Raw genomic sequence first — 24,609 nt, 5'->3', positions numbered from 1 at the left:
TGAAAAGCTTATTTTTGGATAAAATAAAGAATTATGAGTGAAATTAATTGGAAAACTGTAAAAGAATACGAAGATATTACTTATAAAAAAGCCGGAGGTGTTGCCCGAATTGCCTTTAACCGTCCGGAAGTTAGAAATGCGTTTAGACCTAAAACTACATCAGAGCTTTTAGACGCTTTTCACGATGCGCATGAAGATACCACAATTGGTTGTGTATTACTTTCAGCTGAAGGCCCTTCTTCTAAAGATGGAAAATGGGCTTTTTGTAGTGGTGGAGATCAAAAAGCACGTGGTCATCAAGGCTACGTTGGGGAAGACGGCTATCACAGATTAAATATACTGGAAGTACAGCGTTTAATAAGGTTTATGCCTAAAGCTGTAATTTGTGTTGTGCCCGGTTGGGCTGTTGGTGGTGGGCATAGCCTGCATGTGGTTTGCGACCTAACACTGGCCAGTAAAGAAAACGCTATTTTTAAACAAACCGATGCTGACGTAACGAGTTTTGATGCGGGTTATGGATCGGCATATTTAGCAAAAATGGTAGGCCAGAAGAAAGCTCGCGAAATCTTTTTCCTGGGAAGAAATTATTCGGCACAAGAGGCTTACGAAATGGGCATGGTAAATGCCGTGATTCCTCACGATGAGCTGGAGGATACGGCTTATGAATGGGCCCAGGAAATTATGGCTAAATCGCCAACTTCTATAAAAATGTTGAAATACGCGATGAATATGACTGATGACGGAATGGTTGGCCAGCAGGTTTTTGCCGGAGAAGTAACCCGTCTTGCTTATATGACCGACGAAGCCAAGGAGGGGCGCGATGCCTTTTTAGAGAAAAGAAAACCCAATTTTGATAAAAAATGGATTCCTTAGGTAAAGATTTTAGTAACGATCAGATTGATTTAGCCTCTTTACCCAAATATGAGTCGGTAGTTTATTCTTCTGTTTCGTCTACATACCTTATAAAAATGAATATTCAGACGGGCATATTTATGCTCGTCTTGTTTACTATACTTGGTGTTTTATGGTTTTTTCAACTAAACCAGTGGCAAACAGGCATCCTTTTAGCTGTTGTTATAGCCGCCTTTATTTTTAGATTTTGGAATAATTATAAATTGTTACAAAGCCTGGGCTATGCCGTACGGGAAAAGGATATCGTTTATAAGCGTGGTTTTATCTTTAATAAAACAACAATAGTTCCGTTTAACAGGGTACAACATGTTTCAATTTCAAGGGGAGTTTGGGATAAGATCCTGGGTATTTCTAACCTTAATATTTTTACGGCGGGAGGAAGCGGAAGTGATATTACGATTCCTGGCCTTGATCCAAAAATGGCATTGCAGCTAAAAGAAGCCCTTGCGGTTAAGATTTCTAAAGATGAATTCTAAAGCCTATCATACTGCACAAAGACAATCTATAGCCGGAATTTTACTCATCTTCATTTCCAGTCTCTATAAACTGGTAAAAATTTTTTGGGCTATGGGTGCTTACTTATTGTTGAGCGGCCCTAGCAAAACTACTTTAATTTATACAGGTATAGGCTTGGTGGTATTGATGGGTTTAACTTTAATCTACAGTTATGTCTATTACCTTAAATTCATTTTCTATATTGATTATGAACGTGAGGAATTCGTATTGGAAAAGGGAATTTTTTCTACCGAAAATTCAGCGATTCCTTTTGATAAGATTCAACAGGTATATTTTAAACGTTCTATCCTTCAGCGGATAATCAATGTTTATAGCCTGGTTATAGATACCGCCGGAAGTAACCAACAGGAGGTAGAAATACAAGCTATTTCAGAAAATGATGCGAATAGACTTTCAGAAATTCTTTTAAAAGCTAAATCTGAAAAAGTAGAAGCAAATCAAATAGATAAAAAAAGAGTAGAGGCCGAAGATCGTGAAATTTGGACGCATAAAGTTGGTATTTTAAGCCTTTTAAAAATAGGAATAAGCACAAATTATCTACGTGGTCTATCGCTGGTTGTTGCCTTTGTGATGGGAATTTATAACCGGGCCAACACTTACTTTAAAGATCGCCTGGATGATGTTGAAGTTTATGTAGATCAATTTTCGGGGGTGCTTCAGTCTATTGGATATAGTGCCTTGCTTTTTGTGTTGCTTTTAATATTAAGTATAGGCATTACCATTATTGAGGTTTTTATTAAATATTATGGACTTAAAGTTCGGCAAACAAGGGAAAAGCTTGAAGTGGAGATGGGTTTAAAAACCAATACAAAGGTATCGCTTCAACCCAGAAGGCTTCAATTAATGCGGATAACCACCAATCCGGTACAGCAGCGGCTTAACCTTTATGAGGCCCAAATTTCGTTATCAAGCAGTGAAAATGAACTTCAGAAGAATAAAATAAAGATTCCGGGTCTTGGAAAGCAAATTGTAGAGAAGATAGAGTCTTTTTTATACAGTGAATCTTCCCATACTAATTTTAAAACTGTTTTTAAACCTGATAATTTATTACTCTTTCGAAAGATTTTATTGAGTATGGTGCCGATATTAATCTTTCTTTATATCTGGTATTTTACCGATTTTGTAGACTTTAAATTATGGGCTGTGCTAATGTTGGTAGTCGTGTATATATTGATAGCAATAACATTACAAATACTGGCATTTAGGGCTAGAAAATTAATTTTTACCGAAGATTTTTTACAAAAGAAAAAAGGCTTTTGGAACAAAACTGAAGAAACCCTTCAATTGTTTAAAATACAATCAATAAGTGTGCAGCAACCTATTTGGTATCGCAGAAGAAACCTGGTGAATGTTGTTTTTCATACCGCCGGTGGTGATCTTAAGTTTTATGCTGTTAGCAAAGATATTTTGCAATACATAAATTATGTCTTATATAAAGCTGAAGTTAGTAAACGAAACTGGATGTAGCATCTCACGACACAGTGAAATTAGTTTTTAAATAACAACGCAACCAATTATAGGCTTCCGCATCTATTATTTATAAATTAAAAATTAAGCTATGAGAGTTCTAAATTATTTATTCGTTTTTACGCTAAGCCTTTTTATGTTATCATGTTCAGGTAGTCGTTTAGAAATAGGTGAAACCAGCGGTAAAAGCGGAATTAATTACAGTGATAGTAAAGATTTATGGAAGAAATTAAAATCTGAAAATGAAGATAGTTATAGCTATACGGTAAATTCGATTTCCTGGACAGGTAATGGAAGTAGAACGCATATAAGTGTAAAAGATGGTACGGTAATTAGAAGGGAATATACGTATTACAAACAAGATAGAAATGAAGATGGCGAACCCATAGACATAGCAATCGAATCTTATATAGAAACCGGAGAAGAAATTGGTAACAATGCTGAAGGTTTCGACCCTTTGCTTATAGATGAATTGTACGAAACCTGTTTTTCGGAGTATTTAAATGTAAATCGGGAAGAGAATACAATTTATTTTGATACCGATGAAAATGGAATTATTTCTAATTGTGGTTTTGTTGAAAAAGGCTGTGTAGACGATTGTTTTATTGGGTTTAGAATAAGTGAGTTTAAATGGCTTTAAACCTGGAAAGTATTAGAAGTACAAAGTGGCTATCCTATTCTGAAAACTTCTGGAATTATTTTAGGATATGATTGTTTTGAAAATTGAAGTAGTAAATTATTTTAGGCCAAGCCTTGGGGTATTATGACCTTTGGGGGTACTAATAAAAAATCCCCAATCTCTCTTTAGATTGGGGATTTGTATTTTAAGATATTACATAAGTTCCTTCTATTTTATAGCCGGAAATTCTTCAGGATTTACCTCATTAAAAATTGCATAAACCTTTTCAAAAATATCTTCTGCCGAAGGTTTGCTAAAGTAATCACCATCGGTTCCATAGGCCGGCCTATGTTCTTTAGCAGTAAGGGTTTGCGGTTTACTGTCTAGATATCTCCAGGCGTTTTGTTCGTTTAAAACCTTATCCAGGATAAATGCAGAAGCCCCTCCCGGTACATCTTCATCTATAATTAATAATCGATTGGTTTTTTCAACGCTCTTTACAATATCGTGCTCAAGGTCTAACGGTAGTAACGACTGTACATCAATCACCTCGGCATCAATCCCAAATTCGCTTAATTCTTCAGCCACCTGGGCAACAATTCTTAGCGTAGAGCCGTAAGAGACCAAAGTGATATCGCCACCTTCTCTTATTGTTTCAACTTTTCCTATGGGGGTTCTAAGTTCAGAGAGGTTGCCTGGCTTTTTCTCTTTTAATCGGTAGCCATTTAAGCATTCTACTAATAAAGCCGGTGTATCCTGTTCTAACAGGCTATTATAGAACCCTGCTGCTTTGGTCATATTTCTTGGTACTAAAACATACATACCTCTTATGAGGTTTAAAATACCGCCCATTTGTGAGCCACTATGCCAAATACCTTCCAGACGATGGCCTCTTGTTCGTATAATTAAAGGGGCTTTTTGTTTACCTTTGGTTCTATAGTGCAAAGTAGCAAGATCGTCACTCATACCTTGTAAAGCATACATCACATAATCCAGATACTGGATTTCGGCAATAGGTCTAAGGCCTCTCATTGCCATTCCAATTCCCTGTCCGAGAATAGTAGCCTCACGAATACCAACATCTGCAACACGTAATTTACCATATTTCTTTTGCAGTCCTTCCAGCCCCTGATTTACATCACCAATTTCTCCGGCATCTTCTCCAAAAATTAAGGTTTCAGGTTTGTTCTCAAATATTTGATCGAAATTATCACGTAAAATAATTCTTGCATCTACTTTAGGGGAATCATCGTTATATTCCGGTAAAACTTCGTTCTGAAGATCTTTAGTTGCTGCGTGTAAGTGGCTGCTGTAATCATCAGTCATAGCCTTATTGAAATCATTTAACCATTCAATAAGTTTAGACTTCTCTTCAGATGTCTCTTTTCTAACGATTCTTAAAGTTTTTCTTGCAGCAATGGCAAGGTCTTTTTTAAGAGGTTCTTTATTGGCTTTAAAGTCTTTGGCCAATTTAATAACCGCGTCGTTTTCTTCGGTTTTTTTAGCTAGTTTAGCGAGTATAGCCAGTAACTCTTTTTGTTTGTTTTTGGTAGGGAGGATGTAATTATTCCAGGCCGTTTTTTTGCCTTCTCTAACTTCACGTTTTATATTTTTTTCTATTTCCTCCAGCTCCTCATTTGTACTAATATTGTTTTCAAGAATCCATTCCCTAAACTTAATATTACAGTCGTATTCGCGCTCCCAGGAAAGGCGTTGTTCATCTTTATATCGTTCGTGCGACCCTGAGGTAGAATGGCCTTGCGGTTGTGTGAGTTCTACCACGTGAATAAGAACGGGGCAATGTTCTTTACGCGCTATTTTTTCAGCTTTTTCGTAGGCTTCAATAAGAGCGACATAATCCCATCCTTTTACCACAATTATTTCAAAACCTTTATTGTCTTCGTCTCTTTGAAAGCCTTTTACGATTTCTGAAATACTTTCTTTTGTAGTTTGGTGGGCTGCGTGTACAGAGATTCCATACTCATCGTCCCAAACACTTAGCACCATGGGTACCTGCAGTACACCGGCGGCATTAAGGGTTTCCCAGAAATGACCTTCACTTGTACTGGCATTTCCTATGGTTCCCCAGGCAATTTCATTTCCCCGGTCTGAAAATTTTTCAGAGGAAATTCCTTTTACGTTTCTATATATTTTAGATGCTTGCGCCAGGCCTAAAAGTCTCGGCATTTGGCCTGCGGTAGGAGAGATATCGGCACTGGAGTTTTTTTGCTCCATTAGGTTTTTCCAACTACCGTCTTCCTGGAGGCTATGTGTGGTAAAATGGCCTCCCATTTGTCTGCCGCCAGACATAGGTTCATTTTCCAGGTTACAATCAGCATATAAGCCGGCAAAGAACTGTTCTATGCTAAACTCATTAATGGCCATCATAAAGGTCTGGTCTCTGTAATAACCAGATCTAAAATCACCATTTTTAAAAGCTTTGGCCATGGCTAATTGTGGCACTTCTTTTCCATCGCCGAAAATACCGAATTTAGCTTTTCCGGTAAGGACCTCGCGTCTACCCAGTAGACTGCATTCGCGGCTGGTAACGGCAACTTTATAATCTGCCATTACCTGGGCCTTAAAATCCTCAAATGAAATTGAATCTTTAGTTTGTGTTTCGCTTTGCATGAACGTTATTTTGAATCCCTAATAGCGGGTTTAATACTTCAAAGGTTGCCCTCGAATTTTATATGTACTTTCTCAAATTAATACCTTAAAGGCAGGGCCTAAGGTTCTTGATGAACAACAAATGTAACGAAAACTTAGATTGTACACAATTCATTAAAATCAAAATATTTTAAGAAAAGTGTATTTAAAGGGCTTTTTGTTATTCTTATTTTAATAAAATATCTGAAATATTGCGATATGATGGTTTTTATGCAATAAGGATGGGGAAAGCTAAGAATTAAGTAAGGCCATTAAAAATTTGTTAATACCAACGTCGGGTAAAAAGTTTTATTAGTGTGTTAATGTCCAAAGAGACAATAAACCTTATTTTTTGATCGTAATTTTCCTGGGCAACTTCCCAACCTAAATTGGAGTAGACCGGAAAGAATATCTCAAAATAGTCATCGACCAGGCTTAGCCTAACTCCCGAGTCATATAAAAACTTAGCATTTTGATGTTGATTTTTTACCAAACCTACATCTCCATAAATAAAGAACCATTTGTATAGATTGGTACTCGCATTTAAAGTGGTAAGCCATTGATTGGCATATTCGGGTTGTAATTGCGATTTAAAACCACCTTCAGCTACAATAATTTGCTGACTAAACAGACCGGACCCCTGACTTCTTCCATAATAATTATAATCAAAAAGATAATCTGTAGGCCTGTCTAAGGCAAAACTAAAGTAGTTTGTTTCCATAGCATCGCTATAGAGAAATGTTCCGGTAAAAAAACGTAAATTAATTTGACGATTATTCTTAAATAATTTTCTATACTCAAGACTCATTGAGATTTTACTAAACTTTTCTGCCAATTGAAAATCGAAAGAGGCCGAGTAATAATCTACCAGATGCGGTTTGCTGTAACGATAGTTTATGTTAAACACATTATAATTAGGTTCTTCTAAATCCCGGCTGGGGTCCATATCCCGCCTTACATTTACATTTCTAATGAGAAGATTTTGACGTTCGTTATCGCGTAGGTATTTATTTCTAAAGGAAAAATTAATAAAAGGGGTATATTTTTGATAGAATAAATTATAGCCATAAGAATAACGTGTTCCCCCAATACCATATGTAATGGCATAAAGTTCTTTGTTTGCAAATTGATGCCTGTTGGTTATCGAAGCCGAACCAACAATGGTCTCACTGTTAAATCCGTATTTTGGGGAAATATTAAAATTGAAGTTTTTGGACAGCACCGTTTTGTTATACAATTTAGGCCCAATAGAAATGCCATCATATAGGTTATAATTAAATTCTGGCATAAAAAACAACTGCGAATATCTTGGATCTTCAATATCCTGAAGTAGCCTTATCTGTAATGGCTTATTGAAAAGTTTAGTTACAGCTTTGTAATTGTCCCGCTGATTAAATTCCGGTATTTTTTGTTCATAATTTAAAGCTAGTCTATCTACATCCTGCCTGGCAATTTCAACAGTTTTAGTCTTATCAATATTTTCAATCCATTTTTTAAAAACAATTTCTCCGTTTTTTAATCCGTATAGCGAAACAGGAAAATTACTTTTTCTCTTATTTCTAATAGTAACCCGAAGAGAGTCTTGGGTTTTATATAGTTTTTCTATACTGAAATCTATTTTTTTATTTGTATTTACATAGTCCTTAAAGAACCAGGAGATATCTTTCGTGGCATAATTTTCTAAAATTTGCTGAAAATCTTCAGAAGAAGTGGGCTGCATATTATGCTGTAGGTAAAAGTCTTTAACTGCTTTGGTAACTTTTTCATTCCCAAGGAAATCTTCTACATATTTTAATCCAATACCGGCTTTATAGGAGTTTGCAATATTTTTATTGAATTTCACCAGTGAGTCCTGGGCAGAACTTAAAGCCTGGTCTAAATTCATTCTGGCCATATTCATATAAAGAAATTGGTATTGGTCATTAAACTCTAAATCGGCAGCGTGGAACCATCGCACCCCAATAATATCACTTAAATTCCCCAAAAGTTTCATATGTGGGTAATACTCGTTCACATAGTCTATCATTAAGGAAACCAGAATAGCATCATGTACCCACTGCTCTTTACGGGGGTTAATATGAATAGAATTCTCAAGCATGTAGTTGGTGATGGTTTTAAATTGCTTTATGTCATATTGAAAACCATCGGGAAAAGGACGAATAAAACCCGGTAATTGATTTAAACCATAGATAGGACTATTTAAGTAATCGTCACGGGTTACAAATATCTTTTTATGTGGATATGCTCCTAATTTTTGTTCATAAAATTTTAGGATGCGATCTAGTAATATGCTTTTTATTTCGGGCTGAAGTTCGTCATCATCTACATTGGTGACTACTTCATAATCTTTGGTCGCCAAAGATTCAAATATAAAAGATTTCGTGAGGTAAAGTTTGCTATCTAATTGATCTATACCCGAAAGTTTAACCTTTTTTTGACCGTTTATAGTATTTACGCCATTAAGCTTTAGGGCAGATGCTACATAATATTTAGGTGGTATGCTAAGTTCTATTTCAACATCGTGAAGTGCATTATACTGGTCTCCTAAATTTTTATGGCTGTATACCTGCCATTTTCCATCTTTATATACGCCAGTTGTAAAATACCAATATCTAAGTTTGTAATTGTTATCTGAATCTACTCCGTAGCGCGTAAACTTATCTATAGGAATTTTAACGTGATAATCTAACTTAACCGCTATGCTCTGCCCGGGAAGTAAAGCTTTATCCAGGTTTATTTTAACAAGATCCTGAGCTTGTTCTGGCCTTTCCCATTTTAAACTATCGTTTTGGGCATCGGTGATATTATTAATAAATGTCGCGCCACGCTCTTCGGCTTTGGCAAATCTAAATCGCCTGGCAAATTCTTCGGCAAAGCGTTTTGCCAATGGGGTATTTTTTGCACTAAAAGCATTCGCCCAGTCATTAAGGTAAATATGGCTAAGCGAATCTTTACTGGAGTTGGTATAAACCAATTCCTGTTGTATTGTGAGAATATGGGTACTATCGTTTAAATGAGCTTTTAAAGAGATGGAGTTTTGAGCAAAACCCCATCCAATTGCCACGAAAAACAATAGATAAAATAGATAAAATCTCAAGCGGAGTATATTTAGTGTAAAAAGAATTGCGACTTAAATATACTCAAAGTTTTTATCCCCACTAAAGAATTAATTAAAAGTTAGGACTCAGGTTATACTCTCCGTAGAAGTCGTTCAGGATTTCAATCACTTCATCTTCGGTATCTACTACCTGAACCAAATCCATATCGGGTGCACTTATGTTTTGAAATTCATCTAAAAGGGTATTTTGAACCCATTCTACCAATCCGCTCCAAAAACTTCTTCCTACCAAAATAATAGGAAATTTATCAATTTTATGGGTTTGAATAAGGGTAATGGCTTCAAAAAGCTCATCTAAAGTTCCGAATCCACCTGGCATAACCACAAACCCCTGCGAATATTTTACAAACATTACTTTTCTAACAAAAAAGTAATCAAAATCCAGGCTTTTATCGTTATCTATATATGGGTTATCGTGTTGTTCAAAAGGCAAGTCTATATTTAGTCCTACAGAAGTTCCTCCGCCAAGATGGGCTCCTTTATTTCCTGCCTCCATAATTCCAGGGCCTCCACCGGTAATAACGCCATAACCGTTTTCCACTATTTTCTTGGAAATTTTTTCGGTTAATTTGTAATATTTTTGGTCTGGTTTGGTTCTTGCGGAACCAAAAATTGAGACACAAGGGCCAATTTGACTTAACTTTTCATAGCCATTTACAAATTCACCCATTATTTTAAAGATGGCCCAGGAATCGTTCGTTTTTATTTCGTTCCAGGCTTTATTTTGTCGGTTATTTCTCATAGTATTCATCAGTATTGTTAGTGTAATTCTTTTTTAAGGAATTTAGCTGTATAACTTTTTTTCGATTTAGCTACTTCCTCGGGTGTACCTTTGGCGATCACCTGGCCACCATTTTTCCCTCCTTCGGGGCCAATATCAAAAATATAATCGGCCATTTTTATCACGTCCATATTATGTTCTATAATGAGAACGGTATTTCCTTTATTGGTTAACTTGTTTAAAACATCCATTAAAACCCGAATGTCTTCAAAATGCAATCCCGTAGTTGGTTCATCTAAGATATAGAAAGTATTTCCGGTATCACGTTTTGAAAGTTCGGTAGCCAATTTAATTCGTTGTGCTTCTCCACCCGATAGGGTTGTACTTTGCTGTCCCAGGGTAATATAGCCAAGGCCTACATTTTTAATTGTTTTTAGTTTTCTATAGATTTTTGGAATAGGTTCAAAGAAATCAGTCGCTTCATTGATGGTCATTTCCAAAACATCGGCTATAGACTTTCCTTTATACCTAATTTCCAAAGTTTCCCTATTGAATCGTTTTCCCTGGCAGGTTTCACATTCTACATACACATCGGGAAGAAAATTCATTTCTATAACTCTAAGTCCGCCACCCCTACAGGTTTCACATCTACCACCTTTAACATTAAAGCTAAACCTTCCCGGTTTATATCCCCTAATAAGAGCTTCTGGTGTTTTAGCAAATAAGCTTCTAATTTCTGAAAAAACACCTGTATAAGTAGCAGGGTTAGACCTTGGGGTCCTGCCAATGGGAGTTTGGTTAATATCTATAACCTTATCGGCATTATCCAGGCCTTTAATAGTTTTATAGGGTTTTGGTTCTTTTACCCCATTAAAATAATGCGCATTCATAATAGGGTAGAGAGTTTCATTAATTAAAGTAGATTTTCCACTTCCCGAAACTCCGGTAACCGCAATCATTTTTCCTAACGGAATTTTAATAGATACATTCTTTAGGTTATTTCCTGAAGCGCCTTTAAGCTCTATGTTTTTTCCGTTTCCTTTACGCCTTTCTTTAGGGACTTCAATTTCTTTCTTCCCGTTTAGGTAGGAGGCGGTAAGCGTATTGTGTTTTTTTAATGCTGAAGGTGGCCCTTCGCTAATAATTTCTCCACCGTGTTTTCCTGCTTCCGGGCCAATATCTATAACATAATCGGCGCGTTCTATCATATCTTTATCATGCTCAACCACAATGACAGAATTTCCAATATCTCGCAGTGAAACTAGCGAATTGATTAGTTTTTCGTTGTCTCTTTGATGTAATCCAATGCTGGGTTCATCTAAAATATAAAGCACCCCTACCAGTTGCGAACCAATTTGGGTCGCCAGGCGTATACGTTGTGCCTCTCCTCCAGATAGGGATTTAGATCCGCGGTTAAGAGAAAGATATGTAAGCCCAACATCTACCAAAAATCCAATTCTCGTTCTTATTTCTTTTATAACTTCAGCGGCAATCTGGTTTTGTTTTTCGCTTAGTTTTTTTTCTAAGCCTACAAACCATTTCGCCAAATCTTCAATATCCATTAAAGAGAGTTCGGCTATATTTTTATCGTAAATCTTAAAATAAAGCGATTCTTTTTTAAGTCGGGTGCCCTTGCAATCTGGACATTCAACTTTATCCATATATTCTTTTGCCCAACGTCTCAGGGAACTGGAATCGTTATTGTTAAATGTGGTTTCAATAAAAGTGGCTACACCTTCAAAGTTGATCTTAAATTCCCGGTTTACCCCAAGGCTTTTAGATTCTTTGGTAAAAGTTTCTTTTCCGCCATGAAGAATAAGCTTCATTGCCGCCTCCGGAATTTTGGAAACGGGATCTGTTAATTTAAAATTCCATCTTTCAGCAATTAATTCCAATTGCGAGAATACCCAGTTCTTTTTCTGAGGCCCATGAGGTGCTAAGGCGCCATTTTTAATCGATTTAGAATAATCTGGAATAATCTTATCGATATTCACCTGATACAATGTGCCAATACCGTTACATTTAGGGCAGGCTCCCTTTGGGGAGTTAAAAGAAAAGGTATTTGGTTCTGGGTTTGGATAGGAGATTCCGGTAGTAGGGCACATTAAGTTCCTGCTAAAATAACGCACCTGATCGGTATCCTGGTCTAAGATCATTAGTGTATCACTGCCATGGTACATTGCAGTTTTAATACTCTCGTCCAGGCGTTTTTGCGCGTCTATTTTATTATCAATTTTTAATCTATCTATTACAATCTCAATATCGTGGGTTTTGTACCTATCTAGTTTCATTCCTTTAACCAGGTCACGGACTTCACCATCTACACGGGCTTTTAAAAATCCCTGTTTAGCTATTTGTTCAAATAGTTCCCGATAATGTCCTTTCCTGGATTTAATGACAGGTGCTAAAACGTTCACTTTTTTCCCTTTGAAATCCTTTAAAATAAGGTCTTTGATCTGGCTGTCGGTATAGCTCACCATTTTTTCGCCAGTCTCATAACTATAGGCATCCCCGGCACGAGCAAACAGAAGACGTAGGAAATCGTAAATTTCAGTTATGGTTCCTACCGTACTTCTAGGGTTTTTGCTGGTAGTTTTTTGTTCTATGGCAATAACAGGCGACAGGCCTTCAATTTTATCAACATCGGGTCGTTCTAATCCTCCCAAAAATTGCCTTGCATAGGCTGAAAAAGTTTCAATATACCGGCGCTGGCCTTCAGCATAAATGGTATCGAAAGCCAGGGAAGATTTTCCAGAGCCGGAAAGGCCTGTGATTACAACCAGTTTTTCTCTGGGAATAGTAACATCTATATTTTTAAGATTATGGACGCGAGCCCCTAATACTTCTATATTTTCTTCGGTTTTAGCCATATTTTTTATCACGGACGCAAATGTACTTAAAGTGTTGCTAACTAAAAAGAAAGCAGGATTAGGCAGGTGTTAATAATGATTTAAAGTTTATTATAAGCTCAAAATAGTACGACTTTTTTAGGTGTTCTATTTAATAATTAAGATTTATATGCCTGACTGATTTACTATGAGTTAATTTATTAGTTTTCAAAAAGAATTAGGTCTTGTCGATTTATAGTTAGCTTTTGTCTTGCTCTTATTTATTTGATTGTCAGTATTATATTACGTAATTTTTTTGCGATAATTAAGGATAATCCCCTATATTTGAAATACCAAGTCTCAATTAAAATTTTCCATCCCCCCGGAAATCTAATACCTGTTAGCAGGTTTATTTTTTGTCCCAATATTTATTGCCCCTATTTTTTACAGGTTAATTACGAATTAAAACATCGGTTCTCAAAGCCTTATGTTTTTAATTCTGTTAACAAAAGGTCTTGGGCCCTAACCCCAGGTTTTAACTAACGGGCTAGTAGCCAAAAAACAATTTAATATGATTACGGATAAAAAACAATTATTGCTTATTACCAATAAGCAGAGTATGGTAGACTGCGTACAAGAAGGGGTAAGTATGCATTTTGAATTAACCGAGGCCAATTCATTACACACCGGTTTTAATATCGCACTAAATTTATTGCCCGACGTTATTCTTTTAGATTATGCTTCTTTTAGATCGGGCAAAAATTTTAAAAACATAGCTAATTTTAAATCAAATCATTTCCTTACCAAGGCCTGGCTTATAGTTTATGCCGAAGAACGCTTTAGGGCTGAAGCCGAAAGCAGGTTTAGGAAGGTAGTAGATGAGTTTGTTTATTCTCCCAGCATAGAAACTTTGTGTGGGAAAATTATTAAGATGGTATATGCGAATAGATCTTTATCGAATTTCTGGAAAGATGCCTTTATGGGGATGTTTAATCTTATCTCAAAACCAGTGCTATTGCTAGATCAAAATGAGATAATAGCTATGAACGATGCTTTTAAGCAAAGTTTTAGGGTAAAAAATAGTAAGGGGTTAAAACTTACAGATTTTGTGAAATGTGAGAATGCGCAAAAAGTAAAAGAAAGTTTGCGAAATTTTGCCCGTGGTAAGCATATTAAAGCGGCTACAAAAACCACCTTACTATTAAGAGATGATAAATTAAGAAATGCACGTATTAACTTCTCTAAACTGAATAAAAACTTCGGTCACCAGTTTGTAATGTTTATTGATTTTATAGAACAAAATGAAGAAATTAATAATAATATAGGTACTTCTTCACAGGAAGTAGAAGCCTGTTTTAAGCAAAATGATCAATTAACCGAATTTAAATTTACGAATAGAGAAAAAGAGATTATTCAGCTTTTAATAAAAGGCTATAAAACAAAGGATATATCTGAAGCTTTATTTATTTCTCCTAAAACAATAGAAAAACACCGTTCTAATATTATAAAACGCACTAATTCTGATACGATTTTAGAGAGTATTATTTATGCAATTAGTCATGACCTTATAGATTACCGAAAAGTGCAGTAAGCTTTATTGAAGGTTAAAAATAGAAGAATTCCCCCATAGCCTTGTAGGAAAGAATTACCTTACATTTATACTTGAAATTTTAAGTAAAAGTAGTCACCCCACCTCTCTACTTTTCAAGCCCCCAAACCTTTATTTTCCTGAATACAATTGTTCTAGAGTTAGAACTGTGTAGATATTTTATTAACCATTCTTAAATATTTATTAATTAAAAACTTTCGATTATGAAAAATTTTAAAAATTACTTTGCTGGTATTGCAATAGTTGCAATGCTTTTTGCTTCCTGTAGTAAAGACGAAACCTCAGGCGAGCCCAAAGTGGGCGATGAGATGGCAACTATTTCTTTGGGGGCCGTTTTAAATGATTTTATTAAAAACCAGGACGCTTTAAAGCAAAGCATTCCTGAATGCTCAGACGATGCACCTATGTATGCCAGGGTAGTACTTACCCACGAGCTGGGAGAAGAAGATGTAATAGTTCCTATTAAATTTGATGGAACCACCTATTTTACTGATTATGATGAGGACCTAGCAATTCCTATTCCCGATGGGGAGACTACTACTGCTGTAAGTCTAACCGATTTTTGGGTGTATGCCGAAGAACCAGATGAAATGACAATGCCTATTTGGATGGCTCCAAAAGAAGGTAGTGACTATGAAAATTTTGTAAATGATGCGCTACCAATAAATTTTGATTTACGCGCGGGTTCTAAAAAGTATGTAGATGTTGAGGTATTATGTTTTGATGATAGAGAAGTAAACCTTTATGGTTATCAATTCTTTGATTTGGTACCTGTACCATTAATTAAATTCTGCTTGTTCGGTAATTTCTGTCCATCGGAAGACGGAAGACACTATGTTGCCGGCTATACCGTAAGTGTATGGGAAGGTTCTGATGCATCTGGAGATCTGCTTTATACCGAGGTTTCTAATGCCGTGGTAGAAGATGAGATTACGGGAGATTACTATGCAGACCCATTATGCTTCTGGTTACCTGATACCGCTGAAACTGATACGTACTACTTCCAGATTACCTTAAATAATACAGATGAATATAATTCGGAAGATGCCGGCGAAGTAATTCTTTCAGGACCCATTACCGACGAAGAAATTAGAATGTTCTATAGTGACGAGGATGATTCAACTATGGATTACTATCACTTTAATTATGGATGTGGTAATGATAACCCTCCACCATTCGATGATCCAAGAAAAGAAGCTAAGCGTTACAAAGCTTGCTTGAAGAATTTAGGAGATGCGAATGCTGTTGGCTTTGCTTACCTAAAACTGGAAGGAAACACGTTAACAGCTACGACAGCAGCTACTGAGTTAACCGCCGGAGATGTGCCACAGCATATTCACGAAAATGCTTCTTGTGACGACTACGGAAATCCAATTTGGACACTAGACTATACAGGAGGAGTATGGCCAGAAGCTGATGCTATGGGTAATATGTTTTATACCAGAACATTTACTTTAACGAATGCAGAGGTGAATGCTGCAAATCTGGATGATAGAACAGCAGTACTACATGAAGCCGATTTTACGCCGGTGGCCTGTGGTGAATTTGAAGAGTACTAGAAAAAGTTTAAGAGATGTCCTTTTTAAGGACATCTCTTATTTAATTCTTAAAAATTGAATTATGAAGATAATAGTTAAATATTTAATGACTTCTTTAGTATTCACATTATTCATTTTTACCTCCTGTACACAAGATGAAGCTGTAGACACGCAAAAAGGAGACGAAAAAATGGCAATGATTGAATTAGGGCCAATATTAAATGATTTTTTAAACCGCCAGGCTGAAGGAGAAATACCCGCCTGTACAGATGAAGAGCCAGCTTATGCACAAATAATGTTAACTCATGAATTAGGCAACGTAGATGTTGTAGTACCTATACTTGTAGATGAGTCAGGTTTATTTACAGATTATGATGAGGAGCTTGCTATTCCAATTCCGGAAGGTGAAACTACAACCGAAGTTAGCCTAACCGATTTTATGGTTTATGCAGAAGAGCCCGGGGAAGGGGTAATGCCAATATGGATAGCTCCAAAAGAAGGTAGTGATTATGAAAATTTTGTCAATGATCCATTACCAATTGTATTTAATCTGCGTGCAGGCTCTAAAAAATATGTGCCAGTTGAAGTGCTTTGCTTTGATGACAGAGAGGTGAATTTATACGGTTATCAATTTTTTGATCTTATACCGGTAAAATTATATGAATTCTGTGTTTTTGCGAACTATTGTACCGATGATGGTAGACATTACACTGCTAATTATAATGTAGATATAGATTACCTGTTAGGAGAAGAAGAAATTAACCTATATGAGGGGGAATCTCCTGAAATAGGAAATACCGAAGACAACAATTCAGGAGATTGGTATGCTGAACCATTGTGTTTGGTTATTCCTGCTCCTATGTATGGTGAAACTGATTCCGATGTTTATTTAAAGGTTACTGTAACTCTTATTGCCTGGGATGATAATTATGGCGACCCGGCAGGGGAGTATTCTAAAGTTGTTGAGTTGAGTTGGAATGATGTTCAGCAATATTTTGGAGAAGATAATACTATAGATTTTGAACATATTTTCTTTAACTGTGATGATCAGGTTAATGATTGCCCCATTACAGAAGAAGATACAGATGGCGATTGTGTGCCCGATGTAGAGGATGAATGTCCAGGTTATGATGATAGGGATGATATGGACCAGGATGGAGTTCCGGATGGATGTGATACTTGTCCTGAAGATTTTGGAGATCCATTAGATGGTGGTTGCCCAATAGATGATTGTATAGGAGATGCAGATAGTGATGGTTTAAATGACTGTATTGATCAATGTCCTTATCAGGCTGGTCCCGAGTCTAATGATGGTTGTCCTGTTCCGGGTAGTGATACTTGCGAAACCGCATATATGGAAGGCGATACTGCTTTAAATACCTTGGCAAATGCTAATAGATGGGGGTGGGCTGAGCACTTCCAGGAAGATGATGACGGAACTAGTAAAACCTTTGATATTTGGGCTGGTGCAGGACAAAATGATACTTCGAAAGGAGAGCATATAGGTACTGCTGAAATTTCTATTGATGGAGACGAAATCTCTTTGGAAATTACGCTTAATACAGGGGTGAGTTTAGACGAACTTCATATTAATTTGAGTGAAACTGCACCGTCTGGAAATAATGTTTTTGCACCCGGCCAGTATAATCTCAACAATATAGTTGATGTGAACACCCTTACCTATACCTGGGAGAGAGACTATAGCGACGACTTTTATATTATAATACACGCCGTGGCTTGTTATTAATTGAAACTTTATTTACCAGGAATTAACCACTCCTGGTAAAATTATATTAACCATTCTAAATATTAATCCAAAAAACTTTAATTATGAAAGCACTAAAAAAATATATGGCATTTATTGCTGTATTTTCATTCTTACTAGCTTCCTGTACCAAGGAAGACAATACAATAACAAACGACCCGGGAACCGATAGCTTTGCAGAACTAAGTCTTGGAGCAAGCTTAAATAGCATGTTAAATAAGGCTGCAATCAAACAAAGTATTCCAGAATGCTCTTCAGAAGCTCCGGCTTATGCTCATGTTGAGCTTACACACAATGCGGGTACCGACTTAGAAGGAACTATAGAAATAAATGTTCCAATAATGGAAGATAATGGTACTTTTTATACCGCCTATGATGAAGGACTCAAAATTCCGGTTGCAAATAGTGAAACCAATACGGCATCAGTATCCTTAACTTCATTTTTGGTATACGATGGTGATCCTGAAGATGCCTCATCTAATTTAATTTGGGTAACCCCTACCACGGCAAGTGAATATGGTGCTTTTGTTAATCAGGGGCTCCCATTTGATTTTACCATTAGAGCGGGATCAAAAAAGTATGTAGATATAGAGGTAGTATGTTTTGATGATCGAGAGGTAAACCTTTATGGATATCAATTCTTTGATTTGATTCCGGAAGTATTATATGAGCTTTGTGTTTTTGCTAATTACTGCAATGATGCCGGGCGTCACTTTACAGCAAATTATAGTTTGGCTGTAACTTATATTGGAGGAGATGAGGAGATGTTGCTTCATGATACTGCTAATCTTCCTGGAACCGGGTTTGATGAATCTACAGGAGACTATTATGCAGATCCATTTTGTTTAGCTGTTCCTGCACCACAGTATGGTGAAGGAAGTGGTGAGCCATATATACGCTTAACAGCAACGCTACTTAATTGGGAGGGGAATTATCCCGATCCGGTAGGTATAGAACCATTAGAAGTAGACCTTTCATGGGATGATATTTCCGGTTATTTGAATGACGATGGAACGGTTGATTATGAGCATTTGTTTTTTAATTGTGGCGGAGACAGTCCCGGGAATGGAAATGGTGAATGCGATCCTGAAAATCCGGCCGATGATTGTGACAATGATGGAATACCAAATGGGCAAGATAATTGTCCGTCAACACCTAATGAAGGTCAGGGTGATTTAGATGAAGATGGTACCGGAGATGCTTGTGACTCTGATATAGATGGAGATGGAATTCCTAACGACGAGGAAAATGATGGATGTGAAAGAAATCCTGATTTAGAGTGTGGCGAAACTGTTTTAGAGCCATGTTTGCCAGAAGCAATAACAGGTTGTGAATCTACAGATGTTTTAAACATTAACCTGGAAAGTGCCGGACCTGTTATAACAAATGTGTCTTACGGAGACTGGACAGTACAAATAACGAATGGAGAACTATTTGTTGGTCTTACACCCATAATTCCATATGAAATTGCAGATATAGAGGTTACAGTGCTACAAAGTGTAACTTGTGAAGTAGTTACTGTTCCGGATGAAGGTGGATCTGTAACCATACCAAATATCACAGAAGGTGATTTACCAATTTCCATAGACCTTAGAGCAAATATTTGCGATGTGTCTGGAGAATAATAATCTCAGCTGGTTTTTACCGGGGGGTGACTAAGTAGCTGAGTAGTTTTTACTTCTCCCTATTTTTGAGAGATGTAAAAAGAGGCTGTGTGGATTATCCGCACAGCTTTTTTTTGTTAAAAAAAATAGAGCCTTCATTTAAAGTATTTATGTTCGGAGCTAAATTTTGAAGTTTTACTTATAAATTTCACCGTAAATAACTTGAAATGTCGGTAATAGCAAGCAGATGCAGAGATTCTTTTTTTGATCTTATTATTTTTCTAAAAAGCAATTTCTTTCTGTTATGGATTTTGTTTGTAGGAATCTGACTATTAAATATTTATAGTGTTTTTGAGGTGAATTTTTGGAATGACCTTTGTAAATCAAATTCAAATTTTTTAATTATTTAATTTATAAAATGAGTACCCTACTTATGAGAAAAAGCAAATTTTTGTTATTACCTGTTCTGGCGATTCTGGCATGTAGTAAAGATCCAATTTTAGAAGATGACAAATCAGAAACGCAATTAAACCCTGAAGAAATTAATGATCAACTTACCGAAGTAGCTTATCCCAATCAAATTGGACCTGTTTTAGAGGTTTACTATGGGGGCCAAAGGATACCTGTAGAATCTCAGGAAGGGAATTATGTATATCAGGGTGATATTTTAATTCCGGTGAACCAAACAAGTAAATCTGCACAAAGCCTTATTTTAGATAGTGATGAGGCCGCACAAAAAAGTACCGGTAGAATACGCGGTATGTGGCCTAAAAATACGGTTTATTATGCAATAGATAATAATTTACAGGATAAGTACCGTGTATATGATGCCATAGACCACTTTGAAGCTAATACGACTCTTAAATTTGTTCAAAGATCTGGAGAATCTAATTATATTTATTTCACTTCAGGTTCTGGTTGTTCTTCTTATGTTGGAATGATTGGAGGTCGCCAAAATATTACCTTGGCTAGTGCTTGTACAACGGGTAACGCAATTCACGAAATTGGTCATGCCGTAGGACTTTGGCATGAGCAAAGTAGAGTGGACCGTAATAGTTATATTGATGTTAATTTCGAAAATGTTCGAAGTGGTACTGAGCACAACTTTCATACTTACGAGACAAGTGGTTTTGATGGCGATGAGTTTACCAGTAGCTTGGATTTTGGATCGATAATGATGTACAGTCCTTACTCTTTTTCTAAAAATGGTGAGCCTACCATAACGAAACTGGATGGAAGTACTTATAAAGTTCAAAGATCGGGGCTTTCTTCAGGAGATATTAGAGGTATTAATGCAATGTATCCCGGAGATGGTGGTGAACCTACCTACGTAAATGGAAAGTATTATACTATTAGTGGCGTAACTGTACTTAGGGCCAATGATCTTTGGTATTTTTGGACTAAATATGGTTTTAAAAGAGTTGAATTAAGAAATAATCGTTGGTATTGGGTTTAAAATCACGCGATAATTTTTATACTAACCCGGGTATTACAACCCGGGTTTTTTTATGCTTTTTTATAATAAATGGTTTAATTTCTACACAGGCTGAGGTTCATTTCCACATAAAATAATGAGTAAATAAAGTTTTTAGAGTTTAAATATTTCTAAAGATAATTTTTTCAAGATATTCTATCTCATTTTTAAAATTTACTTCCGAAATAAGGATACCTATAATTTAAGAGGGGTAGGTTAAATTTGTATTTTACTTTTTAATGGAATATAGATGTCTATAGTTTACCGAGTCTAATTGCAGATCATCAGTTATATTGGTTGTTTTTTAACATCTCAGCTTTTCTATACTTTTTAATTGCATTTAACTCTGTAAGAAACAGACTAATAAAAGAAAATATTTTACTAGTTTAATCTTACAGGTTTTCCCTTATAAATTAGTATCTCTACTTCCTATAGATTAGCGTTAAGATTTTAAGGCGCACATCCTACCTGGCCAGAATCTTTCTATTTAATAATTCTTCCCTACAAGATATTAAAGCTTGCCTGATTTATTTCAGCAATTAATTTAATGAGGCCAACTATGAAAAATTTTATGCGTGTAAGCCTGGGATTATTTGTAATGTTATGTTGTTTTTCCTGTGCTAAAGAAGAAGTCGGAAAGCAATTAGAAGATTCTCAGGTTAAAGGAAAACTCTCCTTTGGAAGTGTATTAAGCGACCTGGCCAACCGCAGTGAGTTTAAAAAGCAACGTTCTCTCGGTTCTAATAAAATCCCGAAATGTTCAGAAGAAGATCCATTGTTTGTTAGGCTTGCAATTAAGTTTAAAGATGAAAGCGGTAATTGGGTTTGGTATAAAAATTCTAACACAAATAAAATAGAAATTAAAGTGAACCCAAATGGAACAGACCTGGATGAGGACGGAGATCTAGATGCCTGGTTTACCCAGGAATCAGCCGATTTGGAATTGGAAGAAGGAGAATATTCAATTGAATACTTTGCAGTTGCCACTGCTACAGGTGAGGATGAGGAAGCAATTATTTATATGGCTCCCAGAATTCCTGAAGGTACTCTAGATTATACGCAAAGCATTCAATATCATAATTTTGTGAATAAGCCTTTACCCATAAAAGTGCAAATTCATCCTGGCGTAAAATACTATCAGCCGGTAGAAGTACTGTGTTATGAAGAACATTATGCTTTTGCTTTTGGCTATTTATTTTTCGATTTTAATTCAAGCAACTTAATTTACTTGTGCACTTATGGCAATGTATGTAGGGAAGATCAGAAACACATTCCTGCCCAATTCAAGATAAAAGTATGGCAAGATTCAAGCGAGGGAGATTTATTGGTAGTGGCGCAAAATGAAAGAAAAACCTTTACCGATGAAAATGGAGAGCATTATTATGCCGATGCACTCTGCTTCCCACTTCCGGAAACAGAGGAATATTTTGCGAAAATATGGCTGGTAGAGGACGAATCAGAGACTTTAATAAGAGAAGGAAATTTTAATGCCCAGGATTTAACAAATGTATACCAGGAAGAACAACAACATTATTATTACCACTTTAGAGAAGCTTGTTGTGGTGATAAAGATAATTTCATTTTACTGGATGATTTAACCGAAAATGAAGGAGAATGTGGTGAAGAACCTCAGGATCCTTCTGAAAATTGCGTGCCTTGTGATAATGATCAGGGTGGTAAAATAAAACTTTTAGAGGTTAAATTTTTAGGTAATACCCCAGCAAATTTGCTAGTTACCCATAACGGTCCTAATTCTCCTTACGAAATATTTAATGACGTGGTAAATCCAAACGATATAATACTTCTAACAGGAGAGGCAACAACAGGAGGAAATGAAACTCCTTCTGTTTGGACCGAGATGGAATTCACAATTTCAGAAGTAAACTATGATCTTCATACTAGTTGCTCAGAGCCATTATTTCCCGGACAAATTTTTGGGGATAATAATTTTCAATTGATCTCAGCAACAAATGTAGATGATCAATTAATCTGCAGTTCTAATGAATAACACACAATATTAAACCCATAAGCCTGTCATTGGGTGGTTCTTTTACAGGCTTATAATTCAAACCTTTTATTAATTAATCTAAATTATTTATTATGAAAAACTTTAAGTTTTGTTTGGCATTTGTAGCAATAGCTGCAATGTTTATGACTTCCTGTAGTAAGGACAACAACCCTGATGATCCCGATGGTCCAGGTGGGGAAAACACTTCAAGCCTTTCTTTTGAGGTGTTTTTAGAAGACTTTGAAGATAAGCGCGCTGCTCAAACCAAAAATCATATTTTAGGGGAGGGTGAGGTACCCAGCTGTGAGAATGAAGACACCGTACCCAGTTTTATACGGGCCGTAATAGCTGTTGGAGATGAAAATTCAACTAATTATGTGGATGATGGAGATGCCAGTAATGCCGAAGCGGTAGATATTGACATCATTCCAGTTGATAATAATGATAGTGATGGCGATGGAATGCCAAACTGGTTAACCTACGAGGAAAGTTTTCTTGAACTGGAAAACGGTGAATATACCATTATTTATTTTGATGTAAGAAATGCTGCAGGAGAGGTACTTTATATCGCACCATCTTCTAACGATAGCTACGGGCCTGCCAACTTTGAAAATTTTGTTGAGAACCCACTTCCTCAAAGTGTTCAGTTAGAGAATGGCACAAAAACTTATATAGAGTTAGAAGTACTTTGTTATGATGAGGTTTTTGCACAAGAATACGGTTATTTATTCTTCGATTTTGAGATGCTTCCATTACAATACATCTGTATTTTTGGAAATGAATGTACAGATGAGGGGCGTCATTATCCTTCTAATTTTATGATTAAAGTATGGGAATATCCAGCTAACACAGATTTGGGTAATGTTACATTTAATGAAGATGATGCTTTCGTGGTAGCTTCTAACAATGCTGTATGGAGCGACGAAGGTGAAAATGCAGTGGTAACACAAGCTTCTCCCTTATGTATAGCTTTACCAGATAGGGAAGGCCAGGTTTTCTATGCGGAACTGTATACGCTTGATTCACCTGGGGATACTCAAGGCACCCTTATTAGAAGAGGAGATTTTACAGCAGCCGAAATTGATCAACTTTATGATTCGGAAACCGAACAGTATAATTACTGGCACTTTAGAGAAGGTGGTGAATACTGCGGTGAAGATTCAGACCCTTGTTTATTAGCTAGTGTAGTTAATGAATCAGAAGACTTTAATAATGCTGAAAGTTTTGGTGATGTAACAATAGGAGGTACCGAGTATGCCTGGAGTGAAACAACTGGTGAAGACCCATACGGTACTTATAATATTGTAACTAACGCACACGAATTCTATAGTGGTTTCCCAAGCCTTTTGGATGCCGATAATGATAGCAATGGTAAATTTGTAATTTTTGATGGAGACGATTTAAACCCTAATGAAACCCTTAGACGTGTTTATTTTTCAGAAAATATACCAACTGTATGCGATGGGGATGTTTATTACATAACCATGGATTTGGTAGACATTAGTACTCCTAATGAAGGTGACGGTGGCAATGACGCTCAGCTTGAAATAACAGCTAATGGTGCACAAATAGCATTGTTTGAGATTAGTGACTTGGCCGGTTATGATACCTGGACTAAAGTTGGATTTATTCTTATGGCAGATGGTTCTGGAAATATAGATTTCGAAATTTCAGATCCCGATGGAAACTGGGAAGGGAATGATTTTGGAATGGATAACATAAATATTTCCAATGATCCTGCCAGTTTAAATGACGTAGATCATATAAACCCAGGAATATAA

15 protein-coding genes are annotated in these 24,609 nt (G+C 36.3%); 11 read left to right on the top strand and 4 right to left on the bottom strand.

The features are described from left to right. Nucleotides 1-33 precede the first annotated feature (33 nt). The 4 genes from I6U49_RS12160 (at nt 34) to I6U49_RS12145 (ending at nt 3,535) form a co-directional block, all read left to right on the top strand. On the top strand, nt 34-873 hold the full coding sequence (locus I6U49_RS12160; protein WP_198628954.1) for a 1,4-dihydroxy-2-naphthoyl-CoA synthase: 840 nt from the start codon (nt 34-36) through the stop codon (nt 871-873). Then, nucleotides 861-1,388: a PH domain-containing protein gene (locus tag I6U49_RS12155; protein ID WP_198628952.1), complete on the top strand. Its 528-nt coding sequence runs from the start codon at nt 861-863 to the stop codon at nt 1,386-1,388. The genes I6U49_RS12160 and I6U49_RS12155 overlap by 13 nt, the downstream gene beginning before the upstream one ends. After that, nucleotides 1,378-2,895: a PH domain-containing protein gene (locus I6U49_RS12150; RefSeq protein WP_198628950.1), complete on the top strand. Its 1,518-nt coding sequence runs from the start codon at nt 1,378-1,380 to the stop codon at nt 2,893-2,895. Before I6U49_RS12155 ends, I6U49_RS12150 begins: the two co-directional genes overlap by 11 nt. A 91-nt stretch (nt 2,896-2,986) precedes the next feature. Continuing rightward, entirely contained in the window at nt 2,987-3,535 is a 549-nt protein-coding gene (locus I6U49_RS12145; protein WP_198628948.1) for a hypothetical protein, read from the top strand. Nucleotides 3,536-3,742: 207 nt separating this feature from the next. Here the strand turns inward: I6U49_RS12145 and I6U49_RS12140 are convergent, their stop codons facing one another. The 4 genes from I6U49_RS12140 to uvrA all read right to left on the bottom strand — a co-directional run bounded on the left by I6U49_RS12140 (nt 3,743) and on the right by uvrA (nt 12,872). After that, entirely contained in the window at nt 3,743-6,145 is a 2,403-nt protein-coding gene (locus I6U49_RS12140) for an alpha-ketoacid dehydrogenase subunit alpha/beta (RefSeq protein WP_198628946.1), read from the bottom strand. 301 nt (nt 6,146-6,446) lie between these two features. Beyond that, nucleotides 6,447-9,260, bottom strand: a complete 2,814-nt coding sequence (locus I6U49_RS12135; protein WP_232804708.1) for a metalloprotease — start codon at nt 9,258-9,260, stop codon at nt 6,447-6,449. A gap of 73 nt (nt 9,261-9,333) precedes the next feature. Next, nucleotides 9,334-10,023, bottom strand: coding sequence for an LOG family protein (locus I6U49_RS12130; RefSeq protein WP_198628944.1), 690 nt, complete (start codon nt 10,021-10,023; stop codon nt 9,334-9,336). A gap of 17 nt (nt 10,024-10,040) precedes the next feature. Then, entirely contained in the window at nt 10,041-12,872 is a 2,832-nt protein-coding gene (uvrA, locus tag I6U49_RS12125) for an excinuclease ABC subunit UvrA (protein WP_198628942.1), read from the bottom strand. Between the two features lie 529 nt (nt 12,873-13,401). Between uvrA and I6U49_RS12120 the strand changes: the two genes are divergently transcribed. The 7 genes from I6U49_RS12120 to I6U49_RS12090 all read left to right on the top strand — a co-directional run bounded on the left by I6U49_RS12120 (nt 13,402) and on the right by I6U49_RS12090 (nt 24,609). Then, the gene (locus I6U49_RS12120) at nt 13,402-14,421 is read left to right on the top strand and encodes a response regulator transcription factor (protein WP_198628940.1); all 1,020 of its coding nucleotides are present in this window, start codon (nt 13,402-13,404) and stop codon (nt 14,419-14,421) included. A gap of 221 nt (nt 14,422-14,642) precedes the next feature. Further along, complete coding sequence (locus I6U49_RS12115) at nt 14,643-15,998, top strand: hypothetical protein (protein WP_198628938.1); 1,356 nt, start codon at nt 14,643-14,645, stop codon at nt 15,996-15,998. Between the two features lie 61 nt (nt 15,999-16,059). Beyond that, the gene (locus tag I6U49_RS12110; RefSeq protein WP_198628936.1) at nt 16,060-17,724 is read left to right on the top strand and encodes a hypothetical protein; all 1,665 of its coding nucleotides are present in this window, start codon (nt 16,060-16,062) and stop codon (nt 17,722-17,724) included. A gap of 83 nt (nt 17,725-17,807) precedes the next feature. Beyond that, nucleotides 17,808-19,367, top strand: a complete 1,560-nt coding sequence (locus I6U49_RS12105) for a thrombospondin type 3 repeat-containing protein (protein WP_198628934.1) — start codon at nt 17,808-17,810, stop codon at nt 19,365-19,367. 412 nt (nt 19,368-19,779) lie between these two features. Then, nucleotides 19,780-20,802, top strand: a complete 1,023-nt coding sequence (locus tag I6U49_RS12100) for a M12 family metallopeptidase (protein WP_198628932.1) — start codon at nt 19,780-19,782, stop codon at nt 20,800-20,802. Nucleotides 20,803-21,379: 577 nt separating this feature from the next. Beyond that, a complete protein-coding gene (locus I6U49_RS12095) occupies nt 21,380-22,828 on the top strand; it encodes a hypothetical protein (RefSeq protein WP_198628930.1) in 1,449 nt (482 codons plus the stop codon). A gap of 92 nt (nt 22,829-22,920) precedes the next feature. Continuing rightward, nucleotides 22,921-24,609 (top strand): hypothetical protein, encoded by a 1,689-nt coding sequence (locus I6U49_RS12090; protein ID WP_198628928.1) that lies wholly within the window; start codon nt 22,921-22,923, stop codon nt 24,607-24,609.

The organism is Salegentibacter maritimus (assembly GCF_016236915.1).
Lineage (GTDB): Bacteria > Bacteroidota > Bacteroidia > Flavobacteriales > Flavobacteriaceae > Salegentibacter > Salegentibacter maritimus.
Note: the sequence above shows the minus strand (reverse complement) of the source record. Positions and strands in the feature narration are given on the sequence as shown.

Bases quoted from the DNA above. Each gene is read 5' to 3' on its own strand.
- I6U49_RS12110 (WP_198628936.1), top strand. From the start codon at position 16,060: ATGAAGATAATAGTTAAATATTTAATGACTTCTTTAGTATTCACATTA.
- I6U49_RS12130 (WP_198628944.1), bottom strand. From the start codon at position 10,023: ATGAGAAATAACCGACAAAATAAAGCCTGGAACGAAATAAAAACGAAC.
- I6U49_RS12100 (WP_198628932.1), top strand. From the start codon at position 19,780: ATGAGAAAAAGCAAATTTTTGTTATTACCTGTTCTGGCGATTCTGGCA.
- I6U49_RS12095 (WP_198628930.1), top strand. From the start codon at position 21,380: ATGAAAAATTTTATGCGTGTAAGCCTGGGATTATTTGTAATGTTATGT.
- I6U49_RS12160 (WP_198628954.1), top strand. From the start codon at position 34: ATGAGTGAAATTAATTGGAAAACTGTAAAAGAATACGAAGATATTACT.
- I6U49_RS12150 (WP_198628950.1), top strand. From the start codon at position 1,378: ATGAATTCTAAAGCCTATCATACTGCACAAAGACAATCTATAGCCGGA.
- I6U49_RS12155 (WP_198628952.1), top strand. From the start codon at position 861: ATGGATTCCTTAGGTAAAGATTTTAGTAACGATCAGATTGATTTAGCC.
- I6U49_RS12120 (WP_198628940.1), top strand. From the start codon at position 13,402: ATGATTACGGATAAAAAACAATTATTGCTTATTACCAATAAGCAGAGT.
- I6U49_RS12145 (WP_198628948.1), top strand. From the start codon at position 2,987: ATGAGAGTTCTAAATTATTTATTCGTTTTTACGCTAAGCCTTTTTATG.
- I6U49_RS12090 (WP_198628928.1), top strand. From the start codon at position 22,921: ATGAAAAACTTTAAGTTTTGTTTGGCATTTGTAGCAATAGCTGCAATG.
- uvrA (WP_198628942.1), bottom strand. From the start codon at position 12,872: ATGGCTAAAACCGAAGAAAATATAGAAGTATTAGGGGCTCGCGTCCAT.
- I6U49_RS12105 (WP_198628934.1), top strand. From the start codon at position 17,808: ATGAAAGCACTAAAAAAATATATGGCATTTATTGCTGTATTTTCATTC.
- I6U49_RS12115 (WP_198628938.1), top strand. From the start codon at position 14,643: ATGAAAAATTTTAAAAATTACTTTGCTGGTATTGCAATAGTTGCAATG.
- I6U49_RS12140 (WP_198628946.1), bottom strand. From the start codon at position 6,145: ATGCAAAGCGAAACACAAACTAAAGATTCAATTTCATTTGAGGATTTT.